This is a genomic window from Mesorhizobium sp. P170090 (assembly GCF_057786115.1).
Genome location: NZ_JBYNWH010000001.1, coordinates 5,798,212 through 5,824,663, shown reverse-complemented (window position 1 = coordinate 5,824,663; position 26,452 = coordinate 5,798,212). Strand labels below are relative to the sequence as shown.

Sequence of the window (26,452 nt, the reverse complement as noted above, 5' to 3'; positions counted from 1 at the left end):
CGGGGGATTCGCCTATTTTCGACCTGTCCCATTCAAGCCCGAAGGAGAACACCATGTCCGCCAATATCACGCCGCGCCGCGCACTCATCGTCATCGATGTCCAGAACGATTATGATGGCGGCAACCTCGCCATCCAGTATCCGCCGTTCCGCGACAGCGTCGTCAATGTCGCGCGCGCTATGGATGCCGCCGCTGCGGCTGGCGTGAAGGTGGTGGTCGTCAAGCAGATGGCGCCCGAGACCTCGCCAGTCTTCGTCAAGGGCAGCCATGGCGGCGAACTGCATCCCGAGATCGCCCGGCGAAGCCGCGACCACTATGTCGAGAAGTCACTGCCTAGCGCCTTTGCCGGCACCGACCTCGAGGCGTGGCTGCGCGCCAATACCATCGATACGATAACGGTGATCGGCTACATGACGCATAATTGCGACCTGTCGAGCATCATCCACGCCGCGCATGTCGGCTTTGCGGTCGAGTTCCTGTCCGACGCCACCGGTTCGCTGCCTTACGCCAACAGCGCCGGCTACGCCTCGGCCGAGGAGATCCACCGCGTGGTGTCCATCATCCTGCAGTCGCGCTTTGCGGCCGTGCTCAAGACCGCCGAATGGATCGATTGCCTGAAGACCGGTGCTTTGCCCGAACGCGACACGCCCTATGCGTCCAACCAGCGCGCGCTGGCGCGCAACGCTGCATAGGCAAATTGCCGCGAAGGAACAGGGGCGCCGCAGTCTGCGGCGCCCCTTGGCGTTCCTGATCACGAACACCGGGGCGTGGCCTCGTTTGGAAGTCTTTTCGGCTGAGCCCATTCACTTTCGGGATGATGAGCCGGCCAAACGCAAGAAACTCAGATCGGGCTCTATCTCAGGATGGGGAACTGGAGAACAGAGTGAAGTCTTTCACAGACGAAGGCCTCTCTCCGAGGAACGGTATATCTGGATCAAGGGGTGGGACGGGTAGACTTCCTCGGGAGAAACAAGTGAAAGCGCGAATTGCACGAACTACAGTCGTTCTCGCCTTGGCTGGTGCCGCGGCACTCTTGCCATGGCCCGCTTTCGCCCAGGTCCCTTCGCACGCGCCGGGGACGATCTGCTTCACTCAATCCTTCTGGTGCTGGGCGCAGCCGCCCGGCCCGCCCGGATATCCGTGCGGGTGCCCGTCGCAATACGGCTATGTGCCGGGCTATCTAGGGTAGTCGTCAGGCGGGGGGATTTCACGATGACGACGACACCGGCCGACCCTCTCGTTTCTGGACTCATCGCGGACGCCAAGCTGGTCGCCAACTACGGCCGCTACGGTGTGTTCAAGGACAGTTCCCTGTTTGCGGCCATCGGCAATGCCGAAGAGCTCGACGATGCGACGGCCAGCCAGCCTGAGGTCGTCAATCTTCAGACGGTTTTCAACGATTGTTCCGGCACCGTGCCATTTGCCACCCTGGCGGCACTGCGATCGGGCTGGTCGCCCGGTGACATGTCGCGCAAGACCGCGCTGGCGACGTACTTTCTCGTGGCTCTTTCCGTGCTTTTCATGGTTGTAACCGGAAGATTGACGTACATTTACAACAAGGGAGTCGCGATAAACTCCGAACTCATAGAAATCGACAACAATGATTTCAGCGCACGGTTCGGACAGGCGATACGCCAGGTTTGGGCGACGAAGAAACAACTGAGCTCGGCATCGTCCGAGCAGGCTTCGACCACGGATCTGACGCTTCTGAAGGACGCCTATTACAATTCGGAAGATAGCCTTCACGCTCTCGACCAGCGCTTTTCCTCCCTGGTGAGAAGAGCGCAAGGGTTCATGACTGAGGACGCGCAATTCCCGATCTGGGGAATGCAATGGATGTACTGCAAGTTTTATTCAACCTCCACGGCAGATGGCGTAGCGGCGGGCCAGGCTCAGTATTCCCAGCAAGGTGCCATAGACCAGTTCTGTGACCAGCCGCTGGGGGTGAGTAAATCTACGCCTCCAGACAAGCTCAAGGAGCTCCCCAATCAGCCGGATGCCTATTGCGCGCAGATAAACATCGAAAAGAAAAACCCGAACAATCTTGAAGGTACGTCTTCGGAAAAAGTGACGGACGTGAATGCCGATTTCGACGAGGCAACGCGCAGCCTGCAGTGCGACGGAGTGATCACGATCGCGCCGAACTCGATCTACACGCTGACCGCGCAGATAAAGACGCTGGACGAGGTTCTCAGCCCATATGCCTTGTGGATACTCCCGGCCTTCTACGGCGCGCTCGGAGCCATCATGTTTCACATGCGGATGATCCTCAATCCGCTGCTGCCCAATCCACCGCTGTCGCGGCTGATCCACAGGATCGCACTGGGGGCGCTGGCCGGCATGGTGCTTGCCTGGTTTGTAGCACCGGGCACCAAGCTTGGAGAGGAGGCTTCGGGAATAGGCTTCAGCCTCTTCACCTTCTCCTTCCTGTTTGGGTTCAGTCTGGATATCTTCTTCACCATTCTCGACCAGTTCGTCAGCATGTCGGTCGCCGGGATCAAGAAGTTCGGGTCCTCGACAGTGGCGTGAGAAGCCCGGCAAGCAAAAGGGCGCCGCGTCGCTGCGGCGCCCTTGGTTTTCGAGACAAATCTCAAAACAGGCCTTCGATCTGGCCGATCTCGTTGAGGAAGATTTTTTCCGAGGACGGCGCCTTGGGCAGGCCGGGCATGGTCATGACCTCACCGCAGATGACGACGACGAAGCCGGCGCCCGCCGAAAGCCTGACCTCGCGTACCGGCACGGTGTGCCCGGTCGGCGCGCCGCGCAGGTTCGGGTCGGTCGAGAAGGAATATTGGGTCTTGGCCATGCAGACCGGCAGGTGCCCGTAGCCGGCCTGCTCCCAGGCATGCAGCTGGTCGCGCACCGACTTGTCGGCGATCGCCTCGTCGCCGCGATAGATGCGCTGGACGATGGTGTTGATCTTCTCGAACAGCGGCATTGCGTCTGGATAGAGCGGCGCGAACTGCGAGGCGCCGGATTCGGCGATCTCGACGACCTTGCGCGCCAACTCCTCAATGCCGGCAGAGCCATTGGCCCAATGCTTGCACAGGATCGCCTCGGCGCCGAGCGAGGCGACGAAATCCTTCATCGCCTGGATTTCCACCTCGGTATCGGTGGTGAAATGATTGATCGCCACGATCGCAGGCACGCCGAACTGTTTCACATTCTCGATGTGGCGGCCCAGATTGAGGCAGCCCTTCTTGACTGCCTCGATGTTTTCCTTGCCGAGGTCTTCCTTCTTGACGCCGCCATTCATCTTCATGGCGCGCACCGTGGCGACGATGACGGCAGCCGCCGGCTTCAAACCCGCCTTGCGGCACTTGATGTCGAAGAATTTTTCAGCACCGAGGTCGGCGCCGAAGCCGGCTTCGGTGACGACGTAGTCGGCGAGCTTCAGCGCCGTCGTGGTGGCGACGACCGAGTTGCAGCCATGGGCGATGTTGGCGAACGGACCGCCATGGACGAAGGCCGGGTTGTTTTCCAGCGTCTGCACCAGGTTTGGCTGCATGGCGTCCTTCAGCAGCACCGCCATGGCGCCGTCGGCCTTGAGGTCGCGGGCATAGACCGGCGTCTTGTCGCGGCGGTAGGCGACGATGATGTCGCCAAGGCGCTTTTCCAGATCCTTGAGGTCGGTGGAAAGGCACAGGATAGCCATGACTTCCGAGGCGACGGTGATGTCGAAGCCGGCCTCGCGCGGATAGCCGTTGGCGACGCCGCCGAGCGAGCAGATGATTTCGCGCAGCGCCCGGTCGTTCATGTCCATGACGCGGCGCCAGGCGACGCGGCGGGTGTCGATGCCGAGCTCATTGCCCCAGTAGATGTGGTTGTCGATCAGCGCTGACAGAAGGTTGTGCGCCGTGGTGATGGCGTGGAAGTCGCCGGTGAAGTGGAGGTTCATGTCCTCCATCGGCACGACCTGCGCGTAGCCGCCGCCGGCGGCACCGCCCTTGACGCCGAAATTCGGGCCGAGCGAAGCCTCGCGGATGCAGACGATCGCCTTCTTGCCGATGCGGTTGAGGCCATCACCGAGGCCGACGGTGGTGGTCGTCTTGCCTTCGCCGGCCGGCGTCGGGTTGATGGCGGTGACGAGGATCAGCTTGCCGTCCTTGTTGCCCTTCACCGATTTGATGAATTCGGCCGAAATCTTCGCCTTGTCGTGGCCGTAGGGCAAAAGGTGCTCGGTCGGGATGCCGATCTTGGCGCCGATCTCCTGGATCTGCTTTTTCTTGGCGCCGCGCGCGATCTCGATGTCGGACTTCACTTCGGCCATGACGGCTTTCCTTCGGATTGGACGGTGGAGGGGACGGGTTTGATCTCACTCGCAGGCATGTTGAACCAGGGCGCGGGCATGTTCTAACCCTGTCGCTCCCGCGGCGTCAACTTGCATGCAACTATGTTTCCTATGAAGAAAGTGTCTCCGCGGCCGGCCGACCTGTCGCCGGTTCTTCCTGGCTCCGTTGCCGCGCCGTATAGAAGCCAGAGGACGCGACGTTCCGCCGTCTCAAAACAGCCGCCCAATGCACGGAATGCGACAGAGGCGACGGCGCAAATTCGCCATCGCTCGCCGGGAAAGCTGTGGACGCTACTGAGTCAGGACGTTGCTGATCTCGACCATGTTGGAGCGCACGCGAAGCACGTAGAAACCCATCGTCGTCAGGTGCGTCGGCATGATCCAGCCATCCTCGCGGCCATTGGCGATGATGAAGGGCTGGATGCGCAGGGCCGAGACGAATTGCGCATCCATCGTGTCCCACAGATTGCCGAGATGCTTTTCCTTGATGACGTCCTCGAAGTCGGCCTGGGCGCCCTTCATCAGGCCGTAATAGGCATAGAGCTGGCCATAGGCGAACCAGAAGCGGTCGTCGGCGCGGAAGTCGAACCAGCCATTGTTATGGTTTTCGGCGCGCTCCTTGAGGATCGCGGAGGTGGAACCGATGTCGGAGGAGATGCGGTCGATATACTGCTTCAGATTGTCGGCGCGGGCATCGAACGTCGCCTGGCAGCTGCCGAGGCGGGCGTTGAAGGAGCGTAGCTTGGTGACGGCATCGCGATAATAGCTCGGCGTCGGCGTCTTGGGGCCGAACGGGTTGAGGCCGAAATACCAGGTCTCCTCGTCGAACTGCAGATTGCCGCGCGCATCCTGCAGGTCGCCGTCGATCTGCGATGTGGTGCGAACACGGCCGAGATTGTCGGCAAGCTCGGTGGCGGTACGCCGCACCGCCTGGTTGATGCCGCGCTGGAACGAGGCCTTGTTGTCCATGAACGGCGTGTTGTCCCAGTCGATGCCGAACAGGCCGAGTTTGTAGAGGATCATCGACGAGATCCAGGCATTCTGGTTGACGTTGAAGTCCGTCAGGTCGGCCGCCACCTGGGCGATGCCCGAATTGCCGCAGGTCTTGGCGGTGTCGGTGCCGGCGCCGGCGGCGACCTGTTCGCCGGCGGAAATGTTGCGGTTCTCGAAGGTGTATTTGTCGACGTAGTTGGGATCGAACTTGTTCCACCACTGGGTGGCGTAGAAGAAATTGGCGTAGAGGCCGATCAATACCAGAAGCGCGAGGCCGACCACAGCCTTCAGGATCCAGCCGCGCTGCGTATACCAGCGCCCAGCCCAGAGGAACGGCCACAGGATCGCGCCGATGACGAGGCCGATGCCGCGGCCGATCCATTGGAAGATGCGGGTGAAGAAATTCACGATCGGATCAAGCATGGCTCTCGTTCACCCCTCAGTCAGTCAGGCCGTAAAGGCGCGTGCGAAACGCCACTTTGTCTTTCAAATATGTGGTTTTCAGAACGTCCACAACATGCGACCGCCAGGCGTCGCTGTAGCCGTCATAGTCCTTGTAGAAGCCCGGCTTGTTGAAGACGTAACGCGAGACAAAGTCCTGCGGCACGAAATCCGAGATCAGCTGGTTGGTCAGCCAGGCGTCGGGATGGTCGGGCTTGCCACGCACGACCAGGAAGCGCTGTTGCGGAAACACATCCTCGATCTTGAGATGGCCGAGCTGGGCGATCTCACGCTTGGCGGCGTTGAGAAAGGGGAAATTGCCGTCCTTGGTGATCAGATCGGCATGGCCATGGATCCAGGTCTGCAGCCAGACCTTGTCGACCTCGGTCAAATTGCGGTTCGGCTCTGTGTCGCGGATGAGAGAGCGCACCACCATCTCGGCGCGATGCTCGAGATAGCCCGAGCTTTCGACCCATGACGCGCGCGGCAATTCGATGCGGCCGGTGCTGGCCAGGAACTTGAACACCTTGTCGGCATCGTTGATCGAGAGATAGCTGACCTGCCAGGGCCGCGAACGGCGAAAGCCGGGGGCGGCCGGGTCGCCGATGACGGTGGTCATATCAGGATCGACGAAGACGTAGACGCCGCCGAAATGGCTGGTCCAGTAGGCGTTGTGGCGGAAGATCACCTGGTCGGGCACCAGCGCATTCTCACGGATATCGCCGCAGACCTTCGCCAGCTCCACCATACGGCTCAGCATGGTGTTGTCGCGCCAGGCATCGGGCTCCTGCTTCAGCCGGTCGACTAGCTTGCCGAGTTCGGCGGCCTTGCCCAGCACGTCCTCGGCCGAAAGCACCCGGAACTCGACCTGGCTGATCGACAGCAGATCCTCGATGTCGTTGACCAGGGGAACGGAATCCTCGATCTCGCCGTAGATGACATCCTTGATGGTCAGCGCATCGATGGCGCGCTGGTTCTTGGACATGAACTCGAACATCAGCTGCGAGGTGTTGGAAAAGGCGGTGTGCACCACCGGCAGATCGATCTGCGAAGGCGTCAGGATGATGAAGCGGCGGTTGACCTCATTGGGGTCGAGATAATCGTAATCGCCGCATTCCTCGGCCACTTCGGGCGAGAAGCCGGTGCGGTCGATCTGGAAGCTCTTCAGCTTGGTGGGCTTGAGGCCGAAGGCAACAAGCGCCTTGTTGTAGCGCTGGATGAGGTGCGACTCGTCGACGGTGAGCAAGCGGCCGTAGATCAGCTCATTGTCGCGGAGAAGGTCGGGTTTTTTGGCGTGGCTCATGCAGAACGTTCCGAGCGGCGTTGCCTGTTGTGGCGAAGCGCCAACGCTGACGCCTCCCTCTCCCCGTTCTTCACGGGGAGAGGGTAAGGGTGAGGGGCAGCGCTAGCATTCAAGGACATGTCTCCCCATGGCCTTTGGCGTCAATAAATCGAAGATCATTGGTCCGGATGTCCCGATCGAGGCGCTGTTCGATAGCTGCCAGTATGGTCGGAGCGATCTCTGGTCCACGCATGCGCCGCCCCTCACCCTTGCCCTCGCCGCGTGAAGGACGGGGAGAGGGGGGCGTCAGCGTTAGCGCCAAGCCTTTCAGCACCCGCGGGCAGCGAAGGAAGTTCACGCATTCCAGAGCCCCTTCTTCTTCATCTCCTCCATCTCGCGCCCCGCCCGTTCGCGCAGGCGTGCGTCGCGCAGCAGCTTCTCCACCGCGGCGTCGTCGGATTTGTCGGAATAGCGGAACTCCGAGTCGGCGTAGCGGTTGATCTCCTGCATGACCATGTCCATCGAGAACGGCCCCCGCAGTTCCTCGATCATGGCCTTCTTTTCGTCGTAGCCCTTGTGCATGAAGACTTCCGGCTTCTCGAACCAGTCGTCGGGCAGCTCGATGTCCATGGCGCGCATCTTGATGGCGTCGGTGACGTTCTTGATGGCTCGGCCGGTGAAGCGCGGCTCGGCATCCTTGATCAGGTGCAGATAAGTGCCGATGTCGGCCATCGATTTCGGCGCGCCATTCTCCTTCATGTAGCGCTCATAGACCTTCATCAGCCCGTCTTCCTGAGGCTTCTCGTGCTCCTCATAGGCTTCGGTCACCGCGCGCTGGATCTCCTGCGCGGCGTAGAGCTTGTGGTCGCCGAGTGGGATCTTGTGGTTCTTGCCGGCAAGCAGGACGAAGATGTCGATATAGTCGTCGCGGCTCTGTGGGCCGTCGACCAGCCAGCGGGCCCCGGCGCGCTGGCGCAGCGCATCGTCGACATTTTCGGGATAGTTGGAAAACATGCCGAACGAGCAATTGCCGCGCACCACCGTGCCGGCGCCGGCAAAGGCGTCCATCAAGACGCCGGTGATTTCCTGTTGGCCGGCCGAGGCGCGGTCGTCGGAGCGGCGGGCCGCCACCTGGTCGATGTCGTCGACGGTGCCGAAACCGATGACGCGTGGGTTCAAGACATTGTTGATGAACTGGCGGCAATTCTGGCCAGATTTGCCCTGGTAGGACGAGATCTGGTCGACGCCGAAATTCTCATAGGCGAAGGGATAGCCGGCAACCTGGCAATAATTGTTGACGAGGCCGGCGATCATCTGGATCAGCGTCGTCTTGCCGGTGCCCGGCGCGCCGTCGCCGATGAAGGTGAAGAGGAAGCCCCCGAGTTCGACGAACGGGTTCAACTCGCGCTCGAAATCGTAGGCCATCAGCATCTTGGCGAGCTTGACCGACTGGTATTTGGCAATGTGGTTGCCGACGACCTCTTCCGGCTTCTTGAAGGTCATCACCAGCGGCTTGGAGCGCTTGCCGGGCGCGACGTCGAAGCCGTCGAGGGTGAAATCGTCGGCGTCGATGCGGATATGGGCGTTCTCGAACGGACCGATGCCGTCGAAGCGGCCTTTGCGGGCCAGCAGCCCATCAATGGCGACCCGTGCAAAAGCTCGCGCGCGCGTCGTCAGGTCGCCATCGTCCTTGGAGCCTGCAATCGCCTTGTCCAACCCGGCGACGATCGACTTCACCGCGTCCTGCGGCGTGTCGAACAGGAAGTCCGGTTCGGGGATATCGTTGGGCGCCTCGCCGTCGCTGTCGATCAGCTGGAACAGGTAAGAGGCGAGGCTGAAGGCTGAAACGTAAGCCGAGGCTGACAGAAGCTTCTTGAAGGTCGCCGCCTCATCGCCCTCAAGAGGCGCGCGGGTGTTCTTGGCCTGGAGGCTTTCGAGGTCGGAGCCCTCGGCGAAGACGTCGGAGATGGCGAGCGCAATCGCCAGGCCGCGGCGGGCGCGGAACAACAGCGTGTGCTGCGGGATGCTCATCAGCTGGTCGTCGGGATGGATTGCGGCGACGGTCTTGACCAGCTCGACCTCGCGTGTGCGCCGCACCGAGCCGACCGAGACTGTCGAGACAAAGCGGCGATTGGTGCCGGCAAGTGCTGTGCCGGATTCGCGCGCAGGGTCTTCCAGAACCACGACGCGGGTGATGAAGCTCTGCGCCGTGGCGCGGTGCTTTTCGATTGCGGCTTCCGGGATGGTGGTCAGGCCGGTGTCCATCGTATCAATCCTCCTCGCGACTCACTCTTGTGCCTGCCCTCGCGTGAGCAAAATTGAAAACATCCCGTCAAAGGGTTCGTGATCGGGAAAGCGTTCGGCTTGAAAGATGGCCTCTCCCGGCCCTCCAAGCTTGAAACGGCAACGCTCAGTCCGTGCAAGACAATAAGCGACAGCCTGGTACTCAGTTAGGTCCGCTAACATCGCGCTAACGCAAATCTGATTCGGTTTTCCGTTGTTAGATGGCGGTCCGAATTCAACACGGTCTTCTGGCTCAAATGCATATCTTTTCATCAATCTTGGCCAGTGATATTCGATAAGTCTTTGTCTATTGTCGCAAAAGAACTGAATCACGATTTTTACATCGTAGCTATATCTTGGTTGCCGACTCTGTCTTATTCCAACTATCGGACGGGATGAATTACGTGTTCGGACAGGTAATTTTTCGACCAGAATTAGCATGACGCCTCCGGATCGAATGTGACGGTATGCTTCATATTGATCCAATTCGTACCAATAGAAAGTACAGATCGTGTCACCGTCTGTATTTTCATCTTCAGACCGCGAAGTAACCGGTCTGTAGCCGAACCCGGAAAACCATTCGGATAAGCCGGAAATTTGTTGAAGAACAAAAAACGCGGCAAGCGCCGGGTCTGCAACATCGATGTAATTGAAAGCTTCAAGCTTCCGCACCCCATCCGGTAATCCTCGATGACGCCACCGACTTTCAACGTGAACCCGGTGTCCGAGAATGCGCTCAAGGTTACGCAATGGTCGGGCGGTCAGTTTGTGTTTCTTGTAAGCACCGAAATGCATATCGACATCCCACCAAGCGAGAACCCGGTAGGGCGATTCATTACTGCGGGAAGCAAGGTTATCCGTTTCGATCACAATCGCCTTCTGCCCCTGACCGCGCCCCGGAGATTGTCAGGCCCACCAAAAATGCCACCTCACACATCGCTGATCACCTGTCCGTTGGACAGAATATGGACCTTGTAGCCGGAAAAGATCTTTTGAGCTTCGCCGGCGGCGTAGAGTGCTTGATAGGCTTCGTGCGGGATCAGGGCGTGGTTCTCGTAGCTCGACACACCCTGGCGCGCGGCTTCGAGATCGTCGGTGTTGATAAAGAATTCCTGCGTCGTCTTATCGCTCGAAAACAGCCCCTTGCGGCCGGGTTTCTCGCCCTTGGAGTAGACCTCCTGGATGGTCCAGGTGAGCAGCCAGGCATTTTCCGGTTTGCGCACCTTGGCCAGCACCTCGGTCACGGTCGAATTGTTGTCCGTAATGCCTGCGGAATAAAAGGGGCCGAGCACGACGCGGCGCAGCTGCTTAGGGTGCAGCGGCTCGAAATCCTTGTCGAGATTGACCGCAATCGTTGCGGGCGAAAGCGTGTAGGCGGAATTCTTCTCGGTGAAATCGTCGAAGCGATGGGCGAGTTCGGGGTTGAGCAGGCCGTCCACCGGCAGCGGGATGTCGACCCGTTCATTGAGCTTGCCGCTGCTGTCAACGAGCTGCCGGATCATGCTTTCGGAGGAATCCTCCACCGTCACCATGTAGACCAGCGGCAGGTTGGCGCTGCCGTCGAAGCTCGCCCAGTGCACGAGGTAATAGGGGCGCCCGGTCTTTGGATTGACCGAGACCTTGGCCGTCTGCGCCAGCGAGAACGGGCCAAAAGTCTGTTCGCTCTTGACGTCCTCGAGATAGAGCCGCTCGGCCATCGACTTCTGCAGTGCTTCGGGGAATTCCTTGTGGCGCAGGATGAAGTCGGCCATTTCCTCGCGCAATTCGCCGGCCAGCGGAATGTTGGCCAGCCGCGCCTCGGCCTGGCGGCGGTCATTTTCCAGTTCGAGCAGGTTCTGGAAGACGGGATAGCCGCTGTCGGCGCGCGAAATGCGGAACGTGTCCATGAAGCCGAGCCGGTTGCGCCAGCAGGAAAACGATTTGTCCAGCCGGGCAATGTATTCGGCGACGATCTTGGCAACGATGCCGTGCCGGTAAAGCGGCGAGCGGTCGTCGCGCATGAACACTTCAAGGCCGCTGAGTGCCGCCGTGATGGCGGAAAAATAGCGCGCCGCCGCTTCGTTTTCGGGAGTCATGCCGGTGTGCCCGCGTGCAGCCGCTCCTTACGACTGCACGTAGTTGGCCGAATTGTGCTTCTTCATCACGTCGTCGAAACGGCGGGCGAAGGCGTCGTCGGCGAGCTTCTTGCGGCGCTGGATGTCGGAGCTGGCGACCATGTTCTTCTCGTGCATTTCGAGAAGATCGCCGATGTGCTTTTGCGAGGCGGCGCCAATGCCGGCCATGGTCTCTTCGGCGGTGTTGTCGACCTGGCTGCCCAGCGTGTTGATCTTGTGGGCGACATCCTGCTGGGCGGCGGTCTTCAAGGAATCTTCCAGTGCCTTGTAGAGCACGATGCGCTGCTCGGTATCGATGGTCAGCTTGTTGATAAGCGTCGACTGCGCTGCGATCTGATTGTTGAGCGAATCGACGAAGGTCTGGAACATCGAGGTGTAGCGTTCCAGCGTCTGGCTCTCGGCCAGAAGCTCCTGCTCCTTGGCTTGCTTTTCATTGTATTCGGTCGCCAGTTTCGAGCGCTCGCCCTCAAGCTGCGTGCGCTCCTTCTGACTGGTAGAAGCGGCGATCTTGTTTTCGATGTCGAGCAGCAGCGGATTGACCTCCTCGATGCGCTTCTGCACCGCCTCGAGGTTGGTCATGGTGACCTTGCGGCGCTCGATCACCTGCGACAGGCTGTTTTCCGAGGTCTTGTAGCGCTGGTCGAGGACCTCTTTCTGCGCTTTCAGGATGCCGACGATGGTGTCGGACTTGACCAGAAGCTCCTGCAGATTGCCGGCCAGCGACATGTTGCGGACGCGGTCGGTGCGCATACGCTGCTTGCGTTGCGCCGAGAAGACGCCGACGAAGCTTTCCCAGCCGGTGTAGTTCTTCATGCTCTCGAATTCGGTGCCGAAGACGTTGGTGGCGTCTTCCAGCCCGATGATCAGGTCGGCAATGTTGCCTTCCATCACCTTCTGCTGCTTCAGCACGTCCTCGATGCGGGCATTCTCGATGTCGAAATTGGCGTCGCCGATCTTCTTGTCGGCGGTGGCCAGCGTATCAAGCACCGTGCCCGACTGCTCGATCTTGGAGCGCATGTCCTGCACGACCTGCCTGGTCTTGGCAATTTCGGCATCGAAATTCTGCAATGTCGCCATAGGGGCCTCCCGCTTCGGCTTCCGGTCGCTGGCTGCGAACAGCGGCGAATATATGTGGGGTATCAGGGGATTGAAAGACGCAAGACAAGACCCGCCCCGAAAACAAAAAATGCCTAGTCGTCTTGAAAGGCAATGAAGGCGGGGTCATGGCGTGATTAACCAGCCGGCCAAGTATTGTTCAATTGTCATTGAACTTTGACGGCTGCGAAGAAGTCGATCTCGGACAGTGTGGGTGTGCTGAATTCGACAGAGGGCTCAATGAGTTGCAAGCGCGAGACAGCTGGCGGAAGCCGTCGCCATCAGGCTACGCATCGCGCCGTTCAAGGCTTCGGATCGGCCTTCAGATAGGCGATGACGTTGGCGATGTCCTCGTCGCTGCTCAGGCCGGAGAAGCCCATCCTGTTGCCGGGTACTTTCAGCTTGGGAGCGCCGAGATAGGCTTTGAGGTTGGCTTCGTCCCAAACGAGGCCGGCCGCGCCGGCGTCCTTCATGGCCTGCGAATAGTTGAAGTTCTGGGCGGTGCCGGCGGTGCGGCCGACGATACCGAGGAGATGCGGGCCGACCTTGTCGCGGTCGCTTGCCGCCTCGTGACAGGCCATGCAGCGGTAGAACACTTTCTTGCCAAGTGCTGCATCGCCGTCGGCCTGCGCGGCGAGGATACCGGCCAAGTAAATGACAAGGCCTGATGAAATGGCTCGAAGCATGGCGGTTCCCGGCTGGCTCTGGCTGAGGGCAAAATAGGCTGCAGGCCTTAACAAACGCCGTATGCCGGTGGATAGCAGCCGGGCTCAATCCGTGCGCGGGATCGCCGCGACCGCCTGCTTGACCTGCTTTTCAATCGCCGCCGACGAATGATTGTCGCGCACGAAAGCGCGGCCGATCTCCGCCATCTCGGCGGCCGCTTGCGGGCGTGTCGCGAGATCGATGATTTTCAATGCCAACTTGCCGGCATCGTCGCTGGACAGGAAATGCCTGCCCGCCTGCAGGCCAAGCCCTTCGACGGCCTTTTCGGTGGCGGCGACGACAAGGCCCGCCGCCATCGCCTCCAGCACCTTGATGCGGGTTCCGCCGCCGAAGCGCAGCGGGATCGGCGCATAGCCGGCACGCCCAAGCAATTCCGGCAGATGCGGTGGGTTCTCGATCAACCGCAGACCATGCCTGGTGCATAGACCGCGCACGACATCGCGCGGGTTTCTGCCGGCGACGGTGATCGACCAGGGCCGGCCGGAGGCGGCGAGGCGCGGCGCCATCGCGCGGCCGATCTGCTTGACGGCGTCGATGTTTGGGAAGTAGCCGAGATGCCCGATGAAGCACAGGCTGAGCTCACTGAAGCGCTCGGCAGCAATCGGCAGGGAAAGCACGCTCTCGTCTGGAATGGGGTTGGCGACGAACCTGACGTCGTTGAGGGGGCCGAGAGCGGACAGAAGCGCTTCGTCGGCCCGCGAACAAACCCAGACCTGGTCGGCCAGGGCAGCCGCACACCTGTCGGCTTCGCGCGCCTCTGCCTTCCTTCGCCTGTTTTGGCGCCAGTCTCGAATTTGCTGCCACAGCGTCAGGCCGGCGATCCGGTCGGACACCGTCCGGGAATCAATGTTGTGCTGGTCAAGGACGGTGCGCGCGCGATGCTTCGGCGCCAGCGTCAGCAGCTGCGAAAGCACGATCTCCTCGATTACCACGAGATCGGGCGCGAATTCCCTCCAGATGGCGTCGGCTTCGGCCAGCTCGTCGTCCGGCATCATATGCACGGTCGGGTGCGGGCTGCGCCTGCCCCAGGGCGCCCTGCCGCGCGCTGCCTCGATGATCCGGTGACGGATGTTCGGCGGTGTGGAGGGTGCCGGGGCGCCAGTCAGGCTTACCGTCAGGACCTCGCCCATCGATGCCAGGGCGCGTGCATTGGCGGCGTTCCGGATCTCTCCGCCGGAGACCGGCGGAAACGGGCAATCAACTGTGAACTGCAGAATTTTCATGTTGTCCCGGCCGTTCAGCCTCTGGTGAAGCCAATGAAATCGTCGGGCGCGGCGCGGCCCATTTCCTCTTCCCAGTGGCGGCGGCAGAGCGAGATATAGACGTCCTTGCCGATCGCCACCTGTTCGCCTTGTCTGGCCACCTTGCCGTCAGCGCCGAGACGCACGACCATCGTCGCCTTGCGGCCGCAGCGGCAGATGGTGCGCACTTCGCGCAGATCGTCTGCGATGGCGAGAAGCGCTCGCGAACCGGAAAACAGATTGCCCTGGAAATCGGTGCGCAGGCCGTAGCACATCACCGGGATGTTCAGCCGGTCGGCGATACGGGCGAGCTGCCAGACCTGCTCTTCCTCGAGAAATTGCGCCTCGTCGACAAAGATGCAATGCACCGTCGTATGTTCGTGATGCTCGGCGACGCGAGCGTAGAGATCGTCGCCGTCGCGGAACATCTCGGCCTCCGTCTCCAGGCCGATGCGCGACGAGATCAGCCCGGTGTCGCCCTTTCTGTAGTGGCCGGCGACGAACAGCATCGTCGTCATACCGCGTTCGCGATAATTGTAGGACGCCTGCAGCAGCATTGTCGTTTTGCCGGCATTCATCGTCGCATAGTGGAAGTAGAGCTTGGCCATGCCGTCCTTTTAAGCCGAGTTGGCGCGGCGCGGGGAGAGGGCACCGCTGCATTTGATGGGAAAAGCCGTCTGCAATCGAAAAAGCGGCGGGCGTGTCGCTGTTTGGCCAGTCCGCGCCGTTGATCGTGATTGTCTTAGCGCTTGAAACCACACCAGAATGGTGTTTGGCTGACGAAACAAGGCGGGCAGAGAAACCGTAACTACGCTTCGCCAAAGAATCACAATGGGAGACTGCCAATGTCGCGTATGAACACCTTCGTCGCCGGCCTCGGCCTGGCGACTTTTCTGTCCACGAGCGCTGCACTTGCCGGCGATCCGGAGAGCTGCAAGGCGGTGCGCCTTTCCGATGTCGGCTGGACCGACATCCAGGCAACCACCGGCGTCGCTTCGGTGCTGCTCACCGCGCTCGGCTACGAGCCGCAGACGATCCAGCTATCGGTACCGGTGACCATGGCGTCGCTGAAAAACAAGGATCTCGACGTCTTCCTCGGCAACTGGATGCCGTCGATGACCAACGACATCAAGGACTACACCGCCGATGGTTCGGTCGAGACGATCGGCACCAACCTGACCGGCGCCGGCTACGGCATCGTCGTACCGACCTATGTCGCGGAGGCCGGCGTCAAGTCGCTGACCGACATCGGCAAGTTCAAGGACAAGTTCAACGGCAAGATTTACGGCATCGAGGCGGGCAATGACGGCAACCGCATCATCCTCGACATGATCAAGAACCCGAAGGACAATCTCGAAGGCTTCGAGCTGGTCGAGTCCTCGGAAGCCGGCATGCTGACGCAGGCCGAGCAGTCGATCAAGAACAATGAGTGGATCGCGTTCCTCGGCTGGACGCCGCATCCGGTGATGGGCGCCATGAAGCTCACCTATCTCGACGGCATGGGCGACAGCGGCTTCGGCGCCGCCACCGTCTACACCAATGTGCGCAAGGGCTACACCACCGAATGCCCGAATGCCGGCAAGTTCATCGCCAACCTGAAATTCAACCTGGACATGGAAGGCGAGATGATGGACGCGATCCTGAAGGGCGGCGACGCCAACACGGTCGCAGCCGACTGGCTGAAGAAGCACCCTGACGCGGTTGCGCCGTGGATTGCCGGCGTCACCACCTTCGATGGCGGCGATGCGGCAGCGGCGGTCAAGACCGCGCTCGGAAGCTGAGCCGACTAATTCGGCCAAGCCGAACCAGGAAGGGCAGCCAATCTAGAAAAGGCTGCCCTTTTTCATATCCTGTGAGAAGATGACCTAATGAGAGCGGAGGCCGGAAGCAGGCGGTCTCTCGCATGAGAGGGGCGATATGGATCCGATTTCGAAATTCATGGTCGATCACAAGATACCGATCGGCGCCTGGGGAAAGGCGTTCTTCGGTTTCCTCACCGACAATTTCGACACCGTGTTCAGGGCCTTCTCGAATGGCCTCAATTTCCTGCTCGACGGGCTGGTTGGCATCCTTTTGATGGTGCCGCCGGTGCTGCTGGCGCTGATCATCGCCATCATCGCCTGGCTGCTGCAGCGCTCGCGCCCGCTGGCCATAGGCGTCTTTCTCGGCCTGATCTTCATCATCAACCAGAACCTCTGGAAGCAGACGGTGCAGACGCTGGTGCTGGTCGTGGCCGCCGCCGCCATGGCGATGGCCATCGGCGTGCCGCTCGGCATCTGGGCCGCGCACAAGCCGAAGGTCTACCGCATCATGCTGCCGGTGCTCGACCTGATGCAAACGCTGCCGACCTTCGTCTACCTGATCCCGGTTCTGACCCTGTTCGGTCTCGGCAACGCGCCCGGCCTCATCGTCACCATCATCTTTGTCATCCCGACCGCGGTCCGGCTCACCCATCTCGGCGTCGTCTCGGTGCCGAAGTCAATCATCGAGGCCGGCGAGGCGTTCGGCGCCACCAAGCAGCAGCTGCTGTGGAAGGTCGAGCTGCCCTCGGCCTTGCCGACCATCATGGCCGGGCTGACGCAATCGATCATGCTGTCGCTGTCGATGGTGGTGTTTGCAGCACTGATCGGCGCCGGCGGCCTCGGCACTGAAATCAACCGCGCGCTCGGCTCGCGCCGCATCGATCTCGGGCTCGAGGCGGGCCTGGCGATTGTCGTACTCGCCATCGTGCTCGACCGGATGACGCGTATCGGCGTTGGAGGCAAGAAATGACCGTCGCCGTCGATTTCAAAAATGTCGATATCGTCTTCGGGTCCGACCAGGCCGGTTCGCTAGCGCTGATCGATGGCGGCGCCACGCGCGCCGAAATCCTTGAAAAGACCGGCAATGTGCTGGGTTGCGCCGGCGCCAGCCTGACCGTGCATGAGGGCGAAATCTCGGTGCTGATGGGCCTGTCCGGCTCGGGCAAGTCGACGCTGCTGCGGGCGGTCAACCGGCTCAACGTGGTGTCGCGCGGCCAGGTGCTGGTCAAGGACGGCGACAATATCGTCGATGTCGTGACCTGCGATCAGGCGACGCTGCGGCGGCTGCGCCAGAAGCAGGTGGCGATGGTGTTCCAGCAGTTCGGCCTGCTGCCCTGGCGTACGGTGGAGGAGAATGTCGGCCTCGGCCTCGAACTCGCCGGCGTGCCGGAGCAAGAGCGCAAGGAGCGCGTGCAACGCCAGCTGAAACTGGTCAATCTCGACCAGTGGTCGAAGAAATACGCGCATGAGCTGTCCGGCGGCATGCAGCAGCGCGTCGGCCTGGCCCGTGCCTTCGCCACCGAGGCGCCGATCCTGCTGATGGACGAGCCGTTCTCGGCGCTCGATCCGCTGATCCGCACCAAGCTGCAGGACGAATTGCTGCAGCTGCAGGCGGAGCTGAAGAAGACCATCATCTTCGTCAGCCATGATCTGGAAGAGGCGCTGAAGATCGGCACCCACATCACCATCATGGAGGGCGGTCGCATCGTGCAGACCGGGGCGCCGGAAGACATCGTGCTCAAGCCCGCCAACGACTATGTCCGCGACTTCATCGCCAATGTGAATCCGTTGTCGGTGCTGACCGCCTGGAACGTCATGCGCGACAGCCGCGACCTCGAGCACGGCGATAATGGCTGGGTGTGGCTCGACCGGCGCAAGACGACGCGCTTCAAGATCGACGAGCACGGGCTGGTGGCGGCGGCGGAACGCGACGGCAAACCGGCGGTATGGGTTTCATGCGCCGATGTCGAGGCGCAGCCGGAGGAGACGGCGCAGGTGTTCTGGGCCAACCCCGGCACGTCGCTGAAGACGGTGATGCTGGCCATGCACCGCTCGCAGACGGCACCCGTGGCGCTGTTCGACGACCAGTCCCGCTTTGTCGGCGCCATCGGCATACGCGATGTGCTGAGCGCAGTGTTGCGGCGCTAGGGTTCCTACCAGGCATCGGGCTGAATTAGCTCAGCCCGATGCGCTTGGCGCCGAGCTTGAACAGGGCTGTGGCATCCGGATCGAAGCGGAAGGCGTCGATGAAGTCGTCGGTGCGGTAGCCCGGAAGCGTCTTGCGGATGGCTGCAGCGAAGTTTTTCCCCTCGTCAAGCCGTCCGGCCAGCGCCAGGCAGTGGGCGGCGATCGACAAGATGATGACATGGGCGTTGGGGCGGGCGGCCGCCTTCAGTGCCCAATCGGCTGCCTCGTCGAACTGGCCGAGGCGGACATGGGCCATGGCGCGCGCGCCCAACATGCCGAACAGCATCGGATCGAACGGTGACAAATGGCGCGAATGATCCGACGATCCGATCGCCGCTTGCGGATCGCCCGACTGCGACTGCACGAAAGACAGCGCATAGTGGCCGAGGGCGAAGTTGGGGCTGAGGTCGACGGCTCTCTCCAGTTCGAGCAGGGATTGGTCGCCTTCGCCGCGCAGCCACAGCGCCCGGCCCATCGCCCAGTGCGCGGCCGGATTGTGGTCGTCGACCAGCAGGCTTTGGCCGGCCGCCTCAAAGGCGAGCGCGCTGTCCTGGTCGCGGTCGCCCCAGCGCTGGAAAGCACTTTGCCAATGGGTGAAGGACAGGCCGGCATAGGCGCGGGTGAAGGTCGGATCCTGCCTGACAGCAATGTCGAAGAAATGCCGTGCGAGGTAGTTCTCGCTGCGGGTGAAGCGATACATGTGCCAGAGGCCGCGATGGTAAGCCTCCCAGGCGTTGAGCGAATTGGGCGCCTTCAGCATGGCGCGGTTGCGCTCGACCATCTCTATCTCGGATGAGATAGAGGCCACGATGCTGTTGCCGATGTCGTCGAGGACAATGAAGATGTCCTCGGGCTTGCGCTCGAAGGTCTCGGCCCAGACGATCCTGGCCGTGCGAACCTCGACAAGCTCGACGGTGACGGTCAGCCGGCCCGCCAGACTGCGCACCGAGCCGGTGGCGACATAGTCGACATTCAGCCGGCGGCCGGCATCCTCCGGCGCGATGTTCTTTTCCGCCAGGGCAAAGACCGAGCCGCGGGCAATGACGAAAAAATCCCTGAGCTTGGCGAGGCGGGTAATGATGTCATGGGTCAAGCCGTCGGCCAGCCCACCACGAACGCCGCCGGCATCTTCGGCGAACGGCATGACGGCAAGCGAAGCCTTGTGCGGTGTCGCGGCTTCGGTGGGGGCACGCGCGATCGGGCTGTGGCCCGCCACCGGCGCCACCGCAGGCTGTGCCGGCAAAGTCGCGCAGTGACGTTCCGCGCGAATGGCAAGCCACGCCTGGCGCACAGGGCCGAAATCCAGCTCTTCCGATTGGAAGAGCGATGCCGTAGCGGCAAGATGGTCTTCGCAGGCGCCGAACTGGCCGCGCCGCGCCAGCCTCACCAGGAGTGCGACATGGGCGCTGCTGTCGAACGGGGTCAATTCCAGCCATTTTTCGAGATGGGCGGAGACGTCTTCGGAATCGGCCGGCAGCGTCTTGACCAGATGTTCCAGTATAGCAGCTTGGCAGGAACCGAAACGGCGGCGCTGCGCGGTCAGCCAGCTGTTGAAGAGAGGGCTGCGGTCGATCTCCAGCCCTTCGAGGAAGTCGCCGACGAACAGGCCGGAGAGCAACTGCAGTCGCGTCGGCTCGAGCGTTTCGATGCCTGCGGCAGTTGCCGCGCCAACATCCAGCACGTCGACCGAGATACCGTCGAGATCAAGCACGATCGTATCATGCACGGTTACGATCCGGCCGCGGCCCGGTTCGTCGAGCGCGGCCCGCAGCTTGCTCAGGCACCAGCGAAGCTCACCCCTGGGATCATTTGGAACGTCCCACAGCAACTCGCAGAGCTTGCCACGTCCGACCGGATGGGGCGCCAGCGCCAGATAGGCCAGCAGCGCGCGCAGCTTGCGCGATGCCGGCAAGACCACCGGGACGCCGTCGCGCGCAATCGTCGGCGGCCCAAACAGGCGCACGACAACACCTTGATGGCTGCTCGCCAGGCTCGATTCCACGCCAGATACCACGCCTGCTCCCACGCTGACCTGCCGGCCCCTGCTTTACCACCGAGCACGACAAAGTGCACCCGGCTCGCAAAATTTGTGCGCCGAATGTGGTGTTTACCACACTGCCGCACGTCAAGGACCTGTAGTGCGGCAAGGTGTCGAAATCTCGCCGCCCAAACCGCCGGTGTGTAACCGGCCCGTGAGCAAGAACCAGGAGTCTACCATGTTGCATCAGCAGAAAATCAGAACCACGGCCGGCCGCGGCCGCCTGTTCGACAGCATTCTCGACACCATCGGCGACACGCCGGTCATCCGCGTCAATAATCTCGGACCGGCGCACGCCACCATCTACGTCAAGGCCGAGTTCTTCAATCCGGCGGCGTCGGTGAAGGACCGGCTGGCGCTCAACATCATCGAGGAAGGTGAACGCACCGGCGCGCTCAAGCCGGGACAGACCATCGTCGAGGCGACCAGCGGCAACACCGGCATCGGTCTTGCCATGGTCTGTGCGCAGAAGGGCTACAAGCTGGTGGTGACGATGGCCGACAGTTTCTCGGTCGAGCGCCGCAAGCTGATGCGGATGCTGGGCGCCAAGGTGGTGCTGACGCCGCGCGCCGAGAAAGGCTTCGGCATGTACAAGAAGGCGGTGGAACTGGCCGAAGCCAATGGCTGGTTCCTGGCCCGCCAGTTCGAGACCAAGGCCAACGCCGACATCCATGAAGCAACTACGGGACGCGAGATCGTCAACGATTTCGCCGGCTCGCGGCTCGACTATTTCGTCACCGGCTACGGCACCGGCGGCACCGTCGCCGGCGTGGCGCGGGTGCTGCGCCGCGAGCGGCCTGAGACCCGGATCGTGCTCACCGAACCGGCCAACGCGCAGCTTGTCGGCAGCGGCAAGCCGCAGATGCGTGGCGCCGGCGGAGCGCCGGCCGCCAGCCATCCGGCTTTCGAACCGCACCCGATCCAGGGCTGGACGCCGGATTTCATCCCGCACGTCCTGCAGGAGGCCATCGATGGCAACTTCTATGACGAGGTGATGCCGATCGCCGGGCCGGAGGGCATGAAATGGGCCAAGGCGCTGGCGCAGCAGGAAGGCATCTTCACCGGCATTTCCGGCGGTTCGGCTTTTGCCGTGGCGCGCCAGATCGCCGGCACGGCACCGGCCGGATCGGTGATCCTGTGCATGCTTCCCGATACCGGTGAACGCTACATGACCACGCCTTTGTTCGACGGCATCGAGGCCGAGATGAATGCGGAAGAGCTTGCTCTCTCGCTCTCGACGCCCGGTTGCCAGTTCCCGGCATGATGACGCGGGAGCAAATTGCATGGACGCGATGCCTGGACACTCGGCTACCAGTACCGAGGAAACGCTTGACCCCTCGGACTGGGCCGATATGCAAAGCCTGTCGCATCGGATCGTTGACGATGCCGTCGCTTACCTGCGCGATGTCAGGCAACGGCCGGTGTGGCAGGAGATGCCTGGAGATGTGAGGGATTTCTTCACCGCCTCGCTGCCGCAATCGCCGACCCCGCTTGCCGACATCTATGGCGATGTCGTGGACAAGGTGATGCCCTATCCGATGGGCAACATCCATCCGCGCTTCTGGTCCTGGTATATGGGGTCGAGCAATTTTACCGGCGCGATCGGCGATTTCCTGGCGGCAATCCAGGGCTCCAATCTCGGCGGCGGCAACCATGCCGCCGCCCTGATGGACGGCCAGGTGGTCGACTGGTGCAAGCAGATGATGGGCATGCCGGCTTCGGCCAGCGGCACGCTGGTCAGCGGCGGTTCGATGGCCAACATCATCGGGCTGACCGTGGCGCGCAACACCAAGGCCGGCATCAACGTGCGCGAGCACGGCGTTGCCGCCATCGAAAAGCCGTTGCGTTTCTATGGCTCGGACCAGGTCCATTCCTGTCACCGCAAGGGGATGGAAGCGCTCGGTCTCGGCAACAAGGCGCTGCGCCGCATTGCCAGCGACACCGGCCTGCGCATCGACATTGAAGGTTTGAGGACTGCGATATCGGAAGATCGCGCGGCCGGGTTCAAGCCGGCCTGCATCATCGGCAATGCCGGCACTGTCAACACCGGCGCCATCGACGATCTGCAGGCACTGGCCAAGCTGGCGCATGAGGAGGATCTCTGGTTCCATGTCGACGGCTGCATCGGCGCGCTGATCGCGATCGCGCCCGAGAATGCGCGTCGTGTCGCCGGCATCGAATGGGCCGATTCCATCGCGCTCGACCCCCACAAATGGCTGCATGCGCCTTTCGAGGCAGGCTGCGCGCTGGTGCGGGATGCCTTGGCGCATCGCAAGACCTTCGCGGTGACGCCGGAATATCTGGAGTCGACACCGCGCGGCCTCGCCTCCGGCCAATGGCTGCACGACTATGGCCTGCAGACGACACGTGGCTTCAAGGCACTCAAAGTGTGGATGGCGTTGCGAGAACACGGTGTCGAAAAATTCGGCCGCCTGATCGACCAGAACATTGCGCAGGGGCAGTATCTCTCAGGGCTGATCGCGGCCGAGCCAGCGCTCGAACTGACGGCGCCGACCAGCATCAACATCGTCTGCTTCCGCTATCGCGCGGATGGTCTCGATGGCGAGCGCGCGAAAGCGCTCAACACCGAGATCATGCTGAGGCTGCAGGAAGACGGAACCGCCGCCATTTCCGATACCACGGTGCAAGGCCGGCATTGCCTCAGGGTGGCGATCAACAACCACCGGACCCGGCGCGAGGATCTCGACCTTCTCGTCGCCGAAACGGTCCGCCTCGGCAACGAGATCGCTTCTGCCTGACCGGCCATGGGGTAGTTCTCAGCCGCTGGCGGCCTCCTTTAAATCGCCCTCCGTAGCGGGAAACGTCACGCCGGGAAGGTAAAATGTGATCGGCCGGATCTCGTACACTGCCGAGGGGTTCACGCGGCGCAAGTCGCGCGCGGCTGCAATCGCCGCCTCCTGCGTGGCGCAGTCGAGGACATAAAGACCCAGCAATTGTTCCTTGGTCTCGGCAAACGGCCCGTCGATGACGATGCCTTCGCCCGGACCGCGCAGCGTGACGGCCTCGGCGGTCGCGCCCAGTCTTGCCGCCGGCCCAAGCTTGCCTTCGCGGGTCAATCTGGCATTGACCTCGAGCAGGTCGTGCATCAGCGCCGCGTCCTGCTGCGGCGTCAGGGACTGGATGGTCTGTTCGACGTGATAGGCCAGGATGGCGTAAAGCATGCGGCGATCTCCTCCTGTTCGAGCGGCCGCACTATTGCAAGGTTGGGTTGGTTGATCCACCCCCGGTGCCCATCGAGACGCTAGTCTGCTGCCTTATGCCGCCAGCGGCAGGCTGAGCTCCGTCAGCAGGCCGCCGCGAGGATGGTTGGACAGGTTGACATCGCCGCCGGCGGCACGCGCAATGTTGCGGGCAATGGTCAGGCCTAGCCCGAGACCGCCGGTCTGGCGGTTGCGCGATTGCTCCAGCCGCACGAAGGAACCGAACACCTGGTCGAGCTGCGCCTGCGGTATGCCCGGCCCCTCGTCGCGGATAACCAGCGTGACCGCGCCGTCCGACTGCCGCAGGCTGACATGGGCTTTCTTGCCGTAGGTCACGGCATTCTGGACCAGATTGTTGACGCAGCGCTTGAGCGCCACCGGCCGCGCCATGCAGATCATGCCACGCGGCCTGGCGCCGTCATGGTCGAACGTGACGTCCTCGAAACTGTCGGCGATCGATTCCACCAGCGACCAGAAATCGATCCGCTCGCTCTTCTCCTCGGTGACTTCGAAGGTGGCGAAGTCGATGACGGAGCTGGCGATGCTCTCGATGTCGGCGAGGTCGTGGGCGAGCGCCTCGCGCGCCGTCGATCTGCGCAACAGCTCGAGGCGCAGCCGCATGCGGGTCAGCGGCGTGCGCAGATCGTGGGCGAGCGCGGCGGCCAGATGTTCGCGGTCCTCGACATAGTCGCGCAGCCGGACCTGCATGGCGTTCACGGCTTTGGCCGCGGCGCGGATTTCGCGGCTGCCGGTCTCGGCGATCGGCGGGCTCTTCAGGTCCGTGCCGATCCGGTTGACCGCCGTTTCCATCATCCGATAGGGCGCCGTCAGCCGGCGCAGCGACCAGATCGACATGATCACCACCAGGGCCGCGATCAGCGAATAGAGCGGCAGGCTGTCGAAGCTCAATATCGGTCCGACCGGCGTGTTGGGCTCGGTGAAATTCAGCCATTGGCCGTCGGCGAAGCGGACAGATGCCGTCAGCTTGTCGCTCTGGGCGAAGCTGGCCGCCAGCGATAACAGGTCACGCTCCACCGCGCCGACATCCTTGGTCACGGCCACACCGCCAGGCGCGTTGGCTGCCTGGGTTGCCGGATCGCGCCGGACGCGGGCGTCGGTGATGCCGAATTTCGACAGCCGCCCGACCAGGATGTCCTCGAGTTCGGCCAGTTCGTCGTCGCCGGCGATCGACGAGGTGACCGCGGGCGTGTCCGAAACGGTGAGCGCATAGGTGGCGTTGAACAGACCGGAGGCCGTCAGCTTGCGCTGCTCCGGCGTGTCGTCATGCATCAGCTGCACCAGCGAATAGGCGCGGTCGTTAAGCCGGTAGAGATCGACCTCGTCATTGGCGACGGCACGATCGCGCGAGACGATGTAGAGCGTGGCGACCTGGCTGATCAGCAGGCCGGCAATGACGATGAGCAAAACCCAGACCGGCAGGGTTTGCGGCAGGAAACGTCTCATTCGGAGGTGGTCTCGGGCAGGAACTGGTAGCCGCCGCTGCGCACAGTCAGGATCAGTTTCGGCGTCTTGGGGTCGTCTTCCATCTTGCGCCTGAGACGGCTGACCAGGATGTCGATGCTGCGGTCGAAGGAATAGTCGCTGTCACCGCCGGAAAGCTCGATGAGCTGGTCACGGGTGAGGACGCGCTGCGCGCTTTTGACGAAGGTCTGCAACAGGTTGAACTCCGCCATCGTCAGTTCGACCCTGACGTCGCCCGGCGCCATCAGCCGGCGGCGCGAGCAGTCCATCGTCCAGCCGGCAAAATGATAGATCTGCTTGGTGGTGGCCCGCTTCGGCTCGGCAGCACCATTGCGCCTCAAAACGGCGCGGATACGGGCCAGCAGCTCGCGCGGATCGAAGGGTTTGGGCACATAATCGTCGGCGCCCATTTCCAGGCCGACGACGCGGTCGGTGGTCTCGGTGACCGCCGTCAGCATGATGATCGGCGTCGAGTAGCTGGCGCGCAGGTCGCGGCAGAGCTCCAGCCCGCTCTTTCCCGGCAGCATCACATCAAGCACGATCAGGTCTACCTGCGTGCGGCGCAGTATGTCTTCCATCTCGACGCCGTCGGCGGCAACCGTGGTGCGCAGGCCGCGCTTCTGGAAGAATTCCTGAAGCAGGTCGCGAATGCCCTTGTCGTCGTCGACGATCAGTATGTGCGCATCGGATTTCACGGCGATCCTGTCATTGCTGGCGGCCGGTCGGCGGCTGCCTTCTGAGTCTGCTTCTGTGGCGTCACCCACACGATAGAATTCTGGCCACATGTTGGCCAGCGGCGATGATCGCCCGCAAAGCCGATTTGCCAGAAACAATTCAGAAACAAAATTCTATAGTCCGGAAAAACTCCCGAAAAAAATCAAGGGCATAAAGGGTGCCGTGGCGGTCAGGACATCGGCTGCGACGCGAAGTCTCCGGAGTAACGGACATCACCAATGCACAGGTTCACGATCAGCTTGATGGGTGCGCTGCTCAGCATTCCGCTCGTCACAGCCGCGGTCGGAGCCACAACCGCAAAGGTGACGCCGATCACAAGGAGCGAGCGCTGCATCGATCTCAATCGCCAGGTAGACGAAGCCCTTGAGACCCATGCCGCGGCAACGCAGGTCACCGCGGCGAAAGCACTGCAAAGAAAGGGAAACCGGTTCTGCGCCAACAAGAAACAGGCACAGGGTATCCGGATGCTCGCGAACGCTTTGAAGCTGCTTGGAGTGACACCGATCGACCCGGTTCAGTGA

23 protein-coding genes are annotated in these 26,452 nt (G+C 62.0%); 9 read left to right on the top strand and 14 right to left on the bottom strand.

What is annotated here, in order from left to right; translation table 11 throughout:
* The first annotated feature begins 53 nt into the window (after positions 1 to 53).
* Together AC3EML_RS28130 and AC3EML_RS28125 are read left to right on the top strand one after the other, a co-directional pair.
* Positions 54 to 692: an isochorismatase family protein gene (locus AC3EML_RS28130; protein ID WP_352521368.1), complete on the top strand. Its 639-nt coding sequence runs from the start codon at positions 54 to 56 to the stop codon at positions 690 to 692.
* 520 nt (positions 693 to 1,212) lie between these two features.
* Positions 1,213 to 2,529, top strand: coding sequence for a hypothetical protein (locus tag AC3EML_RS28125; RefSeq protein ID WP_352521367.1), 1,317 nt, complete (start codon positions 1,213 to 1,215; stop codon positions 2,527 to 2,529).
* Positions 2,530 to 2,590: 61 nt separating this feature from the next.
* Here AC3EML_RS28125 and AC3EML_RS28120 read toward each other — a convergent pair whose 3' ends face one another.
* The 3 genes from AC3EML_RS28120 to AC3EML_RS28110 all read right to left on the bottom strand — a co-directional run bounded on the left by AC3EML_RS28120 (position 2,591) and on the right by AC3EML_RS28110 (position 7,028).
* Positions 2,591 to 4,270, bottom strand: a complete 1,680-nt coding sequence (locus AC3EML_RS28120; RefSeq protein ID WP_023686166.1) for a formate--tetrahydrofolate ligase — start codon at positions 4,268 to 4,270, stop codon at positions 2,591 to 2,593.
* Between the two features lie 312 nt (positions 4,271 to 4,582).
* Positions 4,583 to 5,707, bottom strand: a complete 1,125-nt coding sequence (locus AC3EML_RS28115; protein WP_023686165.1) for a DUF2333 family protein — start codon at positions 5,705 to 5,707, stop codon at positions 4,583 to 4,585.
* 16 nt (positions 5,708 to 5,723) lie between these two features.
* The gene (locus AC3EML_RS28110; protein WP_023683664.1) at positions 5,724 to 7,028 is read right to left on the bottom strand and encodes a DUF6638 family protein; all 1,305 of its coding nucleotides are present in this window, start codon (positions 7,026 to 7,028) and stop codon (positions 5,724 to 5,726) included.
* 127 nt (positions 7,029 to 7,155) lie between these two features.
* On the opposite strand from AC3EML_RS28110, the gene AC3EML_RS28105 reads away from it, so the two are divergent.
* The gene (locus AC3EML_RS28105) at positions 7,156 to 7,293 is read left to right on the top strand and encodes a hypothetical protein (protein WP_023701543.1); all 138 of its coding nucleotides are present in this window, start codon (positions 7,156 to 7,158) and stop codon (positions 7,291 to 7,293) included.
* A gap of 68 nt (positions 7,294 to 7,361) precedes the next feature.
* Here AC3EML_RS28105 and AC3EML_RS28100 read toward each other — a convergent pair whose 3' ends face one another.
* The 7 genes from AC3EML_RS28100 to AC3EML_RS28070 form a co-directional block, all read right to left on the bottom strand.
* Positions 7,362 to 9,272 (bottom strand): AAA family ATPase, encoded by a 1,911-nt coding sequence (locus tag AC3EML_RS28100; protein ID WP_352521366.1) that lies wholly within the window; start codon positions 9,270 to 9,272, stop codon positions 7,362 to 7,364.
* A gap of 21 nt (positions 9,273 to 9,293) precedes the next feature.
* Positions 9,294 to 10,160 carry a hypothetical protein gene (locus tag AC3EML_RS28095; protein WP_352521365.1) on the bottom strand — a complete coding sequence of 289 codons (867 nt, stop codon included), beginning with the start codon at positions 10,158 to 10,160 and terminating at the stop codon, positions 9,294 to 9,296.
* Between the two features lie 59 nt (positions 10,161 to 10,219).
* Entirely contained in the window at positions 10,220 to 11,365 is a 1,146-nt protein-coding gene (locus AC3EML_RS28090; protein ID WP_023686161.1) for a hypothetical protein, read from the bottom strand.
* 27 nt (positions 11,366 to 11,392) lie between these two features.
* Positions 11,393 to 12,481, bottom strand: coding sequence for a hypothetical protein (locus AC3EML_RS28085; RefSeq protein WP_023669990.1), 1,089 nt, complete (start codon positions 12,479 to 12,481; stop codon positions 11,393 to 11,395).
* 320 nt (positions 12,482 to 12,801) lie between these two features.
* Positions 12,802 to 13,185, bottom strand: coding sequence for a c-type cytochrome (locus AC3EML_RS28080; RefSeq protein ID WP_023817400.1), 384 nt, complete (start codon positions 13,183 to 13,185; stop codon positions 12,802 to 12,804).
* Positions 13,186 to 13,269: 84 nt separating this feature from the next.
* Positions 13,270 to 14,448 (bottom strand): glycosyltransferase, encoded by a 1,179-nt coding sequence (locus tag AC3EML_RS28075; RefSeq protein WP_352521364.1) that lies wholly within the window; start codon positions 14,446 to 14,448, stop codon positions 13,270 to 13,272.
* A gap of 14 nt (positions 14,449 to 14,462) precedes the next feature.
* Positions 14,463 to 15,074, bottom strand: a complete 612-nt coding sequence (locus AC3EML_RS28070) for a thymidine kinase (protein ID WP_023683669.1) — start codon at positions 15,072 to 15,074, stop codon at positions 14,463 to 14,465.
* A gap of 237 nt (positions 15,075 to 15,311) precedes the next feature.
* Here AC3EML_RS28070 and AC3EML_RS28065 point away from each other — a divergent pair, with 237 nt between their 5' ends.
* From AC3EML_RS28065 to choV, 3 genes are all read left to right on the top strand, one after another.
* Positions 15,312 to 16,247, top strand: a complete 936-nt coding sequence (locus AC3EML_RS28065; RefSeq protein WP_023686157.1) for a choline ABC transporter substrate-binding protein — start codon at positions 15,312 to 15,314, stop codon at positions 16,245 to 16,247.
* Positions 16,248 to 16,383: 136 nt separating this feature from the next.
* Positions 16,384 to 17,238, top strand: coding sequence for a choline ABC transporter permease subunit (choW, locus tag AC3EML_RS28060; RefSeq protein ID WP_023669995.1), 855 nt, complete (start codon positions 16,384 to 16,386; stop codon positions 17,236 to 17,238).
* A complete protein-coding gene (choV, locus tag AC3EML_RS28055; protein ID WP_023669996.1) occupies positions 17,235 to 18,416 on the top strand; it encodes a choline ABC transporter ATP-binding protein in 1,182 nt (393 codons plus the stop codon). Before choW ends, choV begins: the two co-directional genes overlap by 4 nt.
* A gap of 25 nt (positions 18,417 to 18,441) precedes the next feature.
* Here the strand turns inward: choV and AC3EML_RS28050 are convergent, their stop codons facing one another.
* Positions 18,442 to 20,469, bottom strand: coding sequence for a transcriptional regulator (locus tag AC3EML_RS28050; RefSeq protein ID WP_352521362.1), 2,028 nt, complete (start codon positions 20,467 to 20,469; stop codon positions 18,442 to 18,444).
* Positions 20,470 to 20,671: 202 nt separating this feature from the next.
* On the opposite strand from AC3EML_RS28050, the gene AC3EML_RS28045 reads away from it, so the two are divergent.
* Both AC3EML_RS28045 and AC3EML_RS28040 read left to right on the top strand, forming a co-directional pair.
* Positions 20,672 to 21,757 (top strand): PLP-dependent cysteine synthase family protein, encoded by a 1,086-nt coding sequence (locus AC3EML_RS28045; RefSeq protein ID WP_023724977.1) that lies wholly within the window; start codon positions 20,672 to 20,674, stop codon positions 21,755 to 21,757.
* 19 nt (positions 21,758 to 21,776) lie between these two features.
* Positions 21,777 to 23,252, top strand: coding sequence for a pyridoxal phosphate-dependent decarboxylase family protein (locus AC3EML_RS28040; protein ID WP_352521360.1), 1,476 nt, complete (start codon positions 21,777 to 21,779; stop codon positions 23,250 to 23,252).
* An 18-nt stretch (positions 23,253 to 23,270) separates the two neighbouring features.
* On the opposite strand, the gene AC3EML_RS28035 is transcribed toward AC3EML_RS28040, so the two are convergent.
* The 3 genes from AC3EML_RS28035 to AC3EML_RS28025 all read right to left on the bottom strand — a co-directional run bounded on the left by AC3EML_RS28035 (position 23,271) and on the right by AC3EML_RS28025 (position 25,891).
* On the bottom strand, positions 23,271 to 23,675 hold the full coding sequence (locus AC3EML_RS28035; RefSeq protein ID WP_352521359.1) for a YciI family protein: 405 nt from the start codon (positions 23,673 to 23,675) through the stop codon (positions 23,271 to 23,273).
* Positions 23,676 to 23,768: 93 nt separating this feature from the next.
* Positions 23,769 to 25,178 (bottom strand): ATP-binding protein, encoded by a 1,410-nt coding sequence (locus AC3EML_RS28030; protein WP_023751261.1) that lies wholly within the window; start codon positions 25,176 to 25,178, stop codon positions 23,769 to 23,771.
* Positions 25,175 to 25,891 carry a response regulator gene (locus AC3EML_RS28025; RefSeq protein WP_023670002.1) on the bottom strand — a complete coding sequence of 239 codons (717 nt, stop codon included), beginning with the start codon at positions 25,889 to 25,891 and terminating at the stop codon, positions 25,175 to 25,177. Before AC3EML_RS28025 ends, AC3EML_RS28030 begins: the two co-directional genes overlap by 4 nt.
* Before the next feature lie 258 nt (positions 25,892 to 26,149).
* Here AC3EML_RS28025 and AC3EML_RS28020 point away from each other — a divergent pair, with 258 nt between their 5' ends.
* Positions 26,150 to 26,452 (top strand): hypothetical protein, encoded by a 303-nt coding sequence (locus AC3EML_RS28020; protein ID WP_023683677.1) that lies wholly within the window; start codon positions 26,150 to 26,152, stop codon positions 26,450 to 26,452.

Coding starts and splice junctions, on each gene's coding strand:
- AC3EML_RS28070 (WP_023683669.1), bottom strand. CDS start 15,074: ATGGCCAAGCTCTACTTCCACTATGCGACGATGAATGCCGGCAAAACG.
- AC3EML_RS28090 (WP_023686161.1), bottom strand. CDS start 11,365: ATGACTCCCGAAAACGAAGCGGCGGCGCGCTATTTTTCCGCCATCACG.
- AC3EML_RS28125 (WP_352521367.1), top strand. CDS start 1,213: ATGACGACGACACCGGCCGACCCTCTCGTTTCTGGACTCATCGCGGAC.
- AC3EML_RS28115 (WP_023686165.1), bottom strand. CDS start 5,707: ATGCTTGATCCGATCGTGAATTTCTTCACCCGCATCTTCCAATGGATC.
- AC3EML_RS28110 (WP_023683664.1), bottom strand. CDS start 7,028: ATGAGCCACGCCAAAAAACCCGACCTTCTCCGCGACAATGAGCTGATC.
- AC3EML_RS28130 (WP_352521368.1), top strand. CDS start 54: ATGTCCGCCAATATCACGCCGCGCCGCGCACTCATCGTCATCGATGTC.
- choV (WP_023669996.1), top strand. CDS start 17,235: ATGACCGTCGCCGTCGATTTCAAAAATGTCGATATCGTCTTCGGGTCC.
- AC3EML_RS28105 (WP_023701543.1), top strand. CDS start 7,156: ATGGCCTTTGGCGTCAATAAATCGAAGATCATTGGTCCGGATGTCCCG.
- AC3EML_RS28075 (WP_352521364.1), bottom strand. CDS start 14,448: ATGAAAATTCTGCAGTTCACAGTTGATTGCCCGTTTCCGCCGGTCTCC.
- AC3EML_RS28085 (WP_023669990.1), bottom strand. CDS start 12,481: ATGGCGACATTGCAGAATTTCGATGCCGAAATTGCCAAGACCAGGCAG.
- AC3EML_RS28080 (WP_023817400.1), bottom strand. CDS start 13,185: ATGCTTCGAGCCATTTCATCAGGCCTTGTCATTTACTTGGCCGGTATC.
- AC3EML_RS28040 (WP_352521360.1), top strand. CDS start 21,777: ATGGACGCGATGCCTGGACACTCGGCTACCAGTACCGAGGAAACGCTT.
- AC3EML_RS28045 (WP_023724977.1), top strand. CDS start 20,672: ATGTTGCATCAGCAGAAAATCAGAACCACGGCCGGCCGCGGCCGCCTG.
- AC3EML_RS28030 (WP_023751261.1), bottom strand. CDS start 25,178: ATGAGACGTTTCCTGCCGCAAACCCTGCCGGTCTGGGTTTTGCTCATC.
- AC3EML_RS28120 (WP_023686166.1), bottom strand. CDS start 4,270: ATGGCCGAAGTGAAGTCCGACATCGAGATCGCGCGCGGCGCCAAGAAA.
- AC3EML_RS28100 (WP_352521366.1), bottom strand. CDS start 9,272: ATGGACACCGGCCTGACCACCATCCCGGAAGCCGCAATCGAAAAGCAC.
- AC3EML_RS28065 (WP_023686157.1), top strand. CDS start 15,312: ATGTCGCGTATGAACACCTTCGTCGCCGGCCTCGGCCTGGCGACTTTT.
- choW (WP_023669995.1), top strand. CDS start 16,384: ATGGATCCGATTTCGAAATTCATGGTCGATCACAAGATACCGATCGGC.
- AC3EML_RS28020 (WP_023683677.1), top strand. CDS start 26,150: ATGCACAGGTTCACGATCAGCTTGATGGGTGCGCTGCTCAGCATTCCG.
- AC3EML_RS28035 (WP_352521359.1), bottom strand. CDS start 23,675: ATGCTTTACGCCATCCTGGCCTATCACGTCGAACAGACCATCCAGTCC.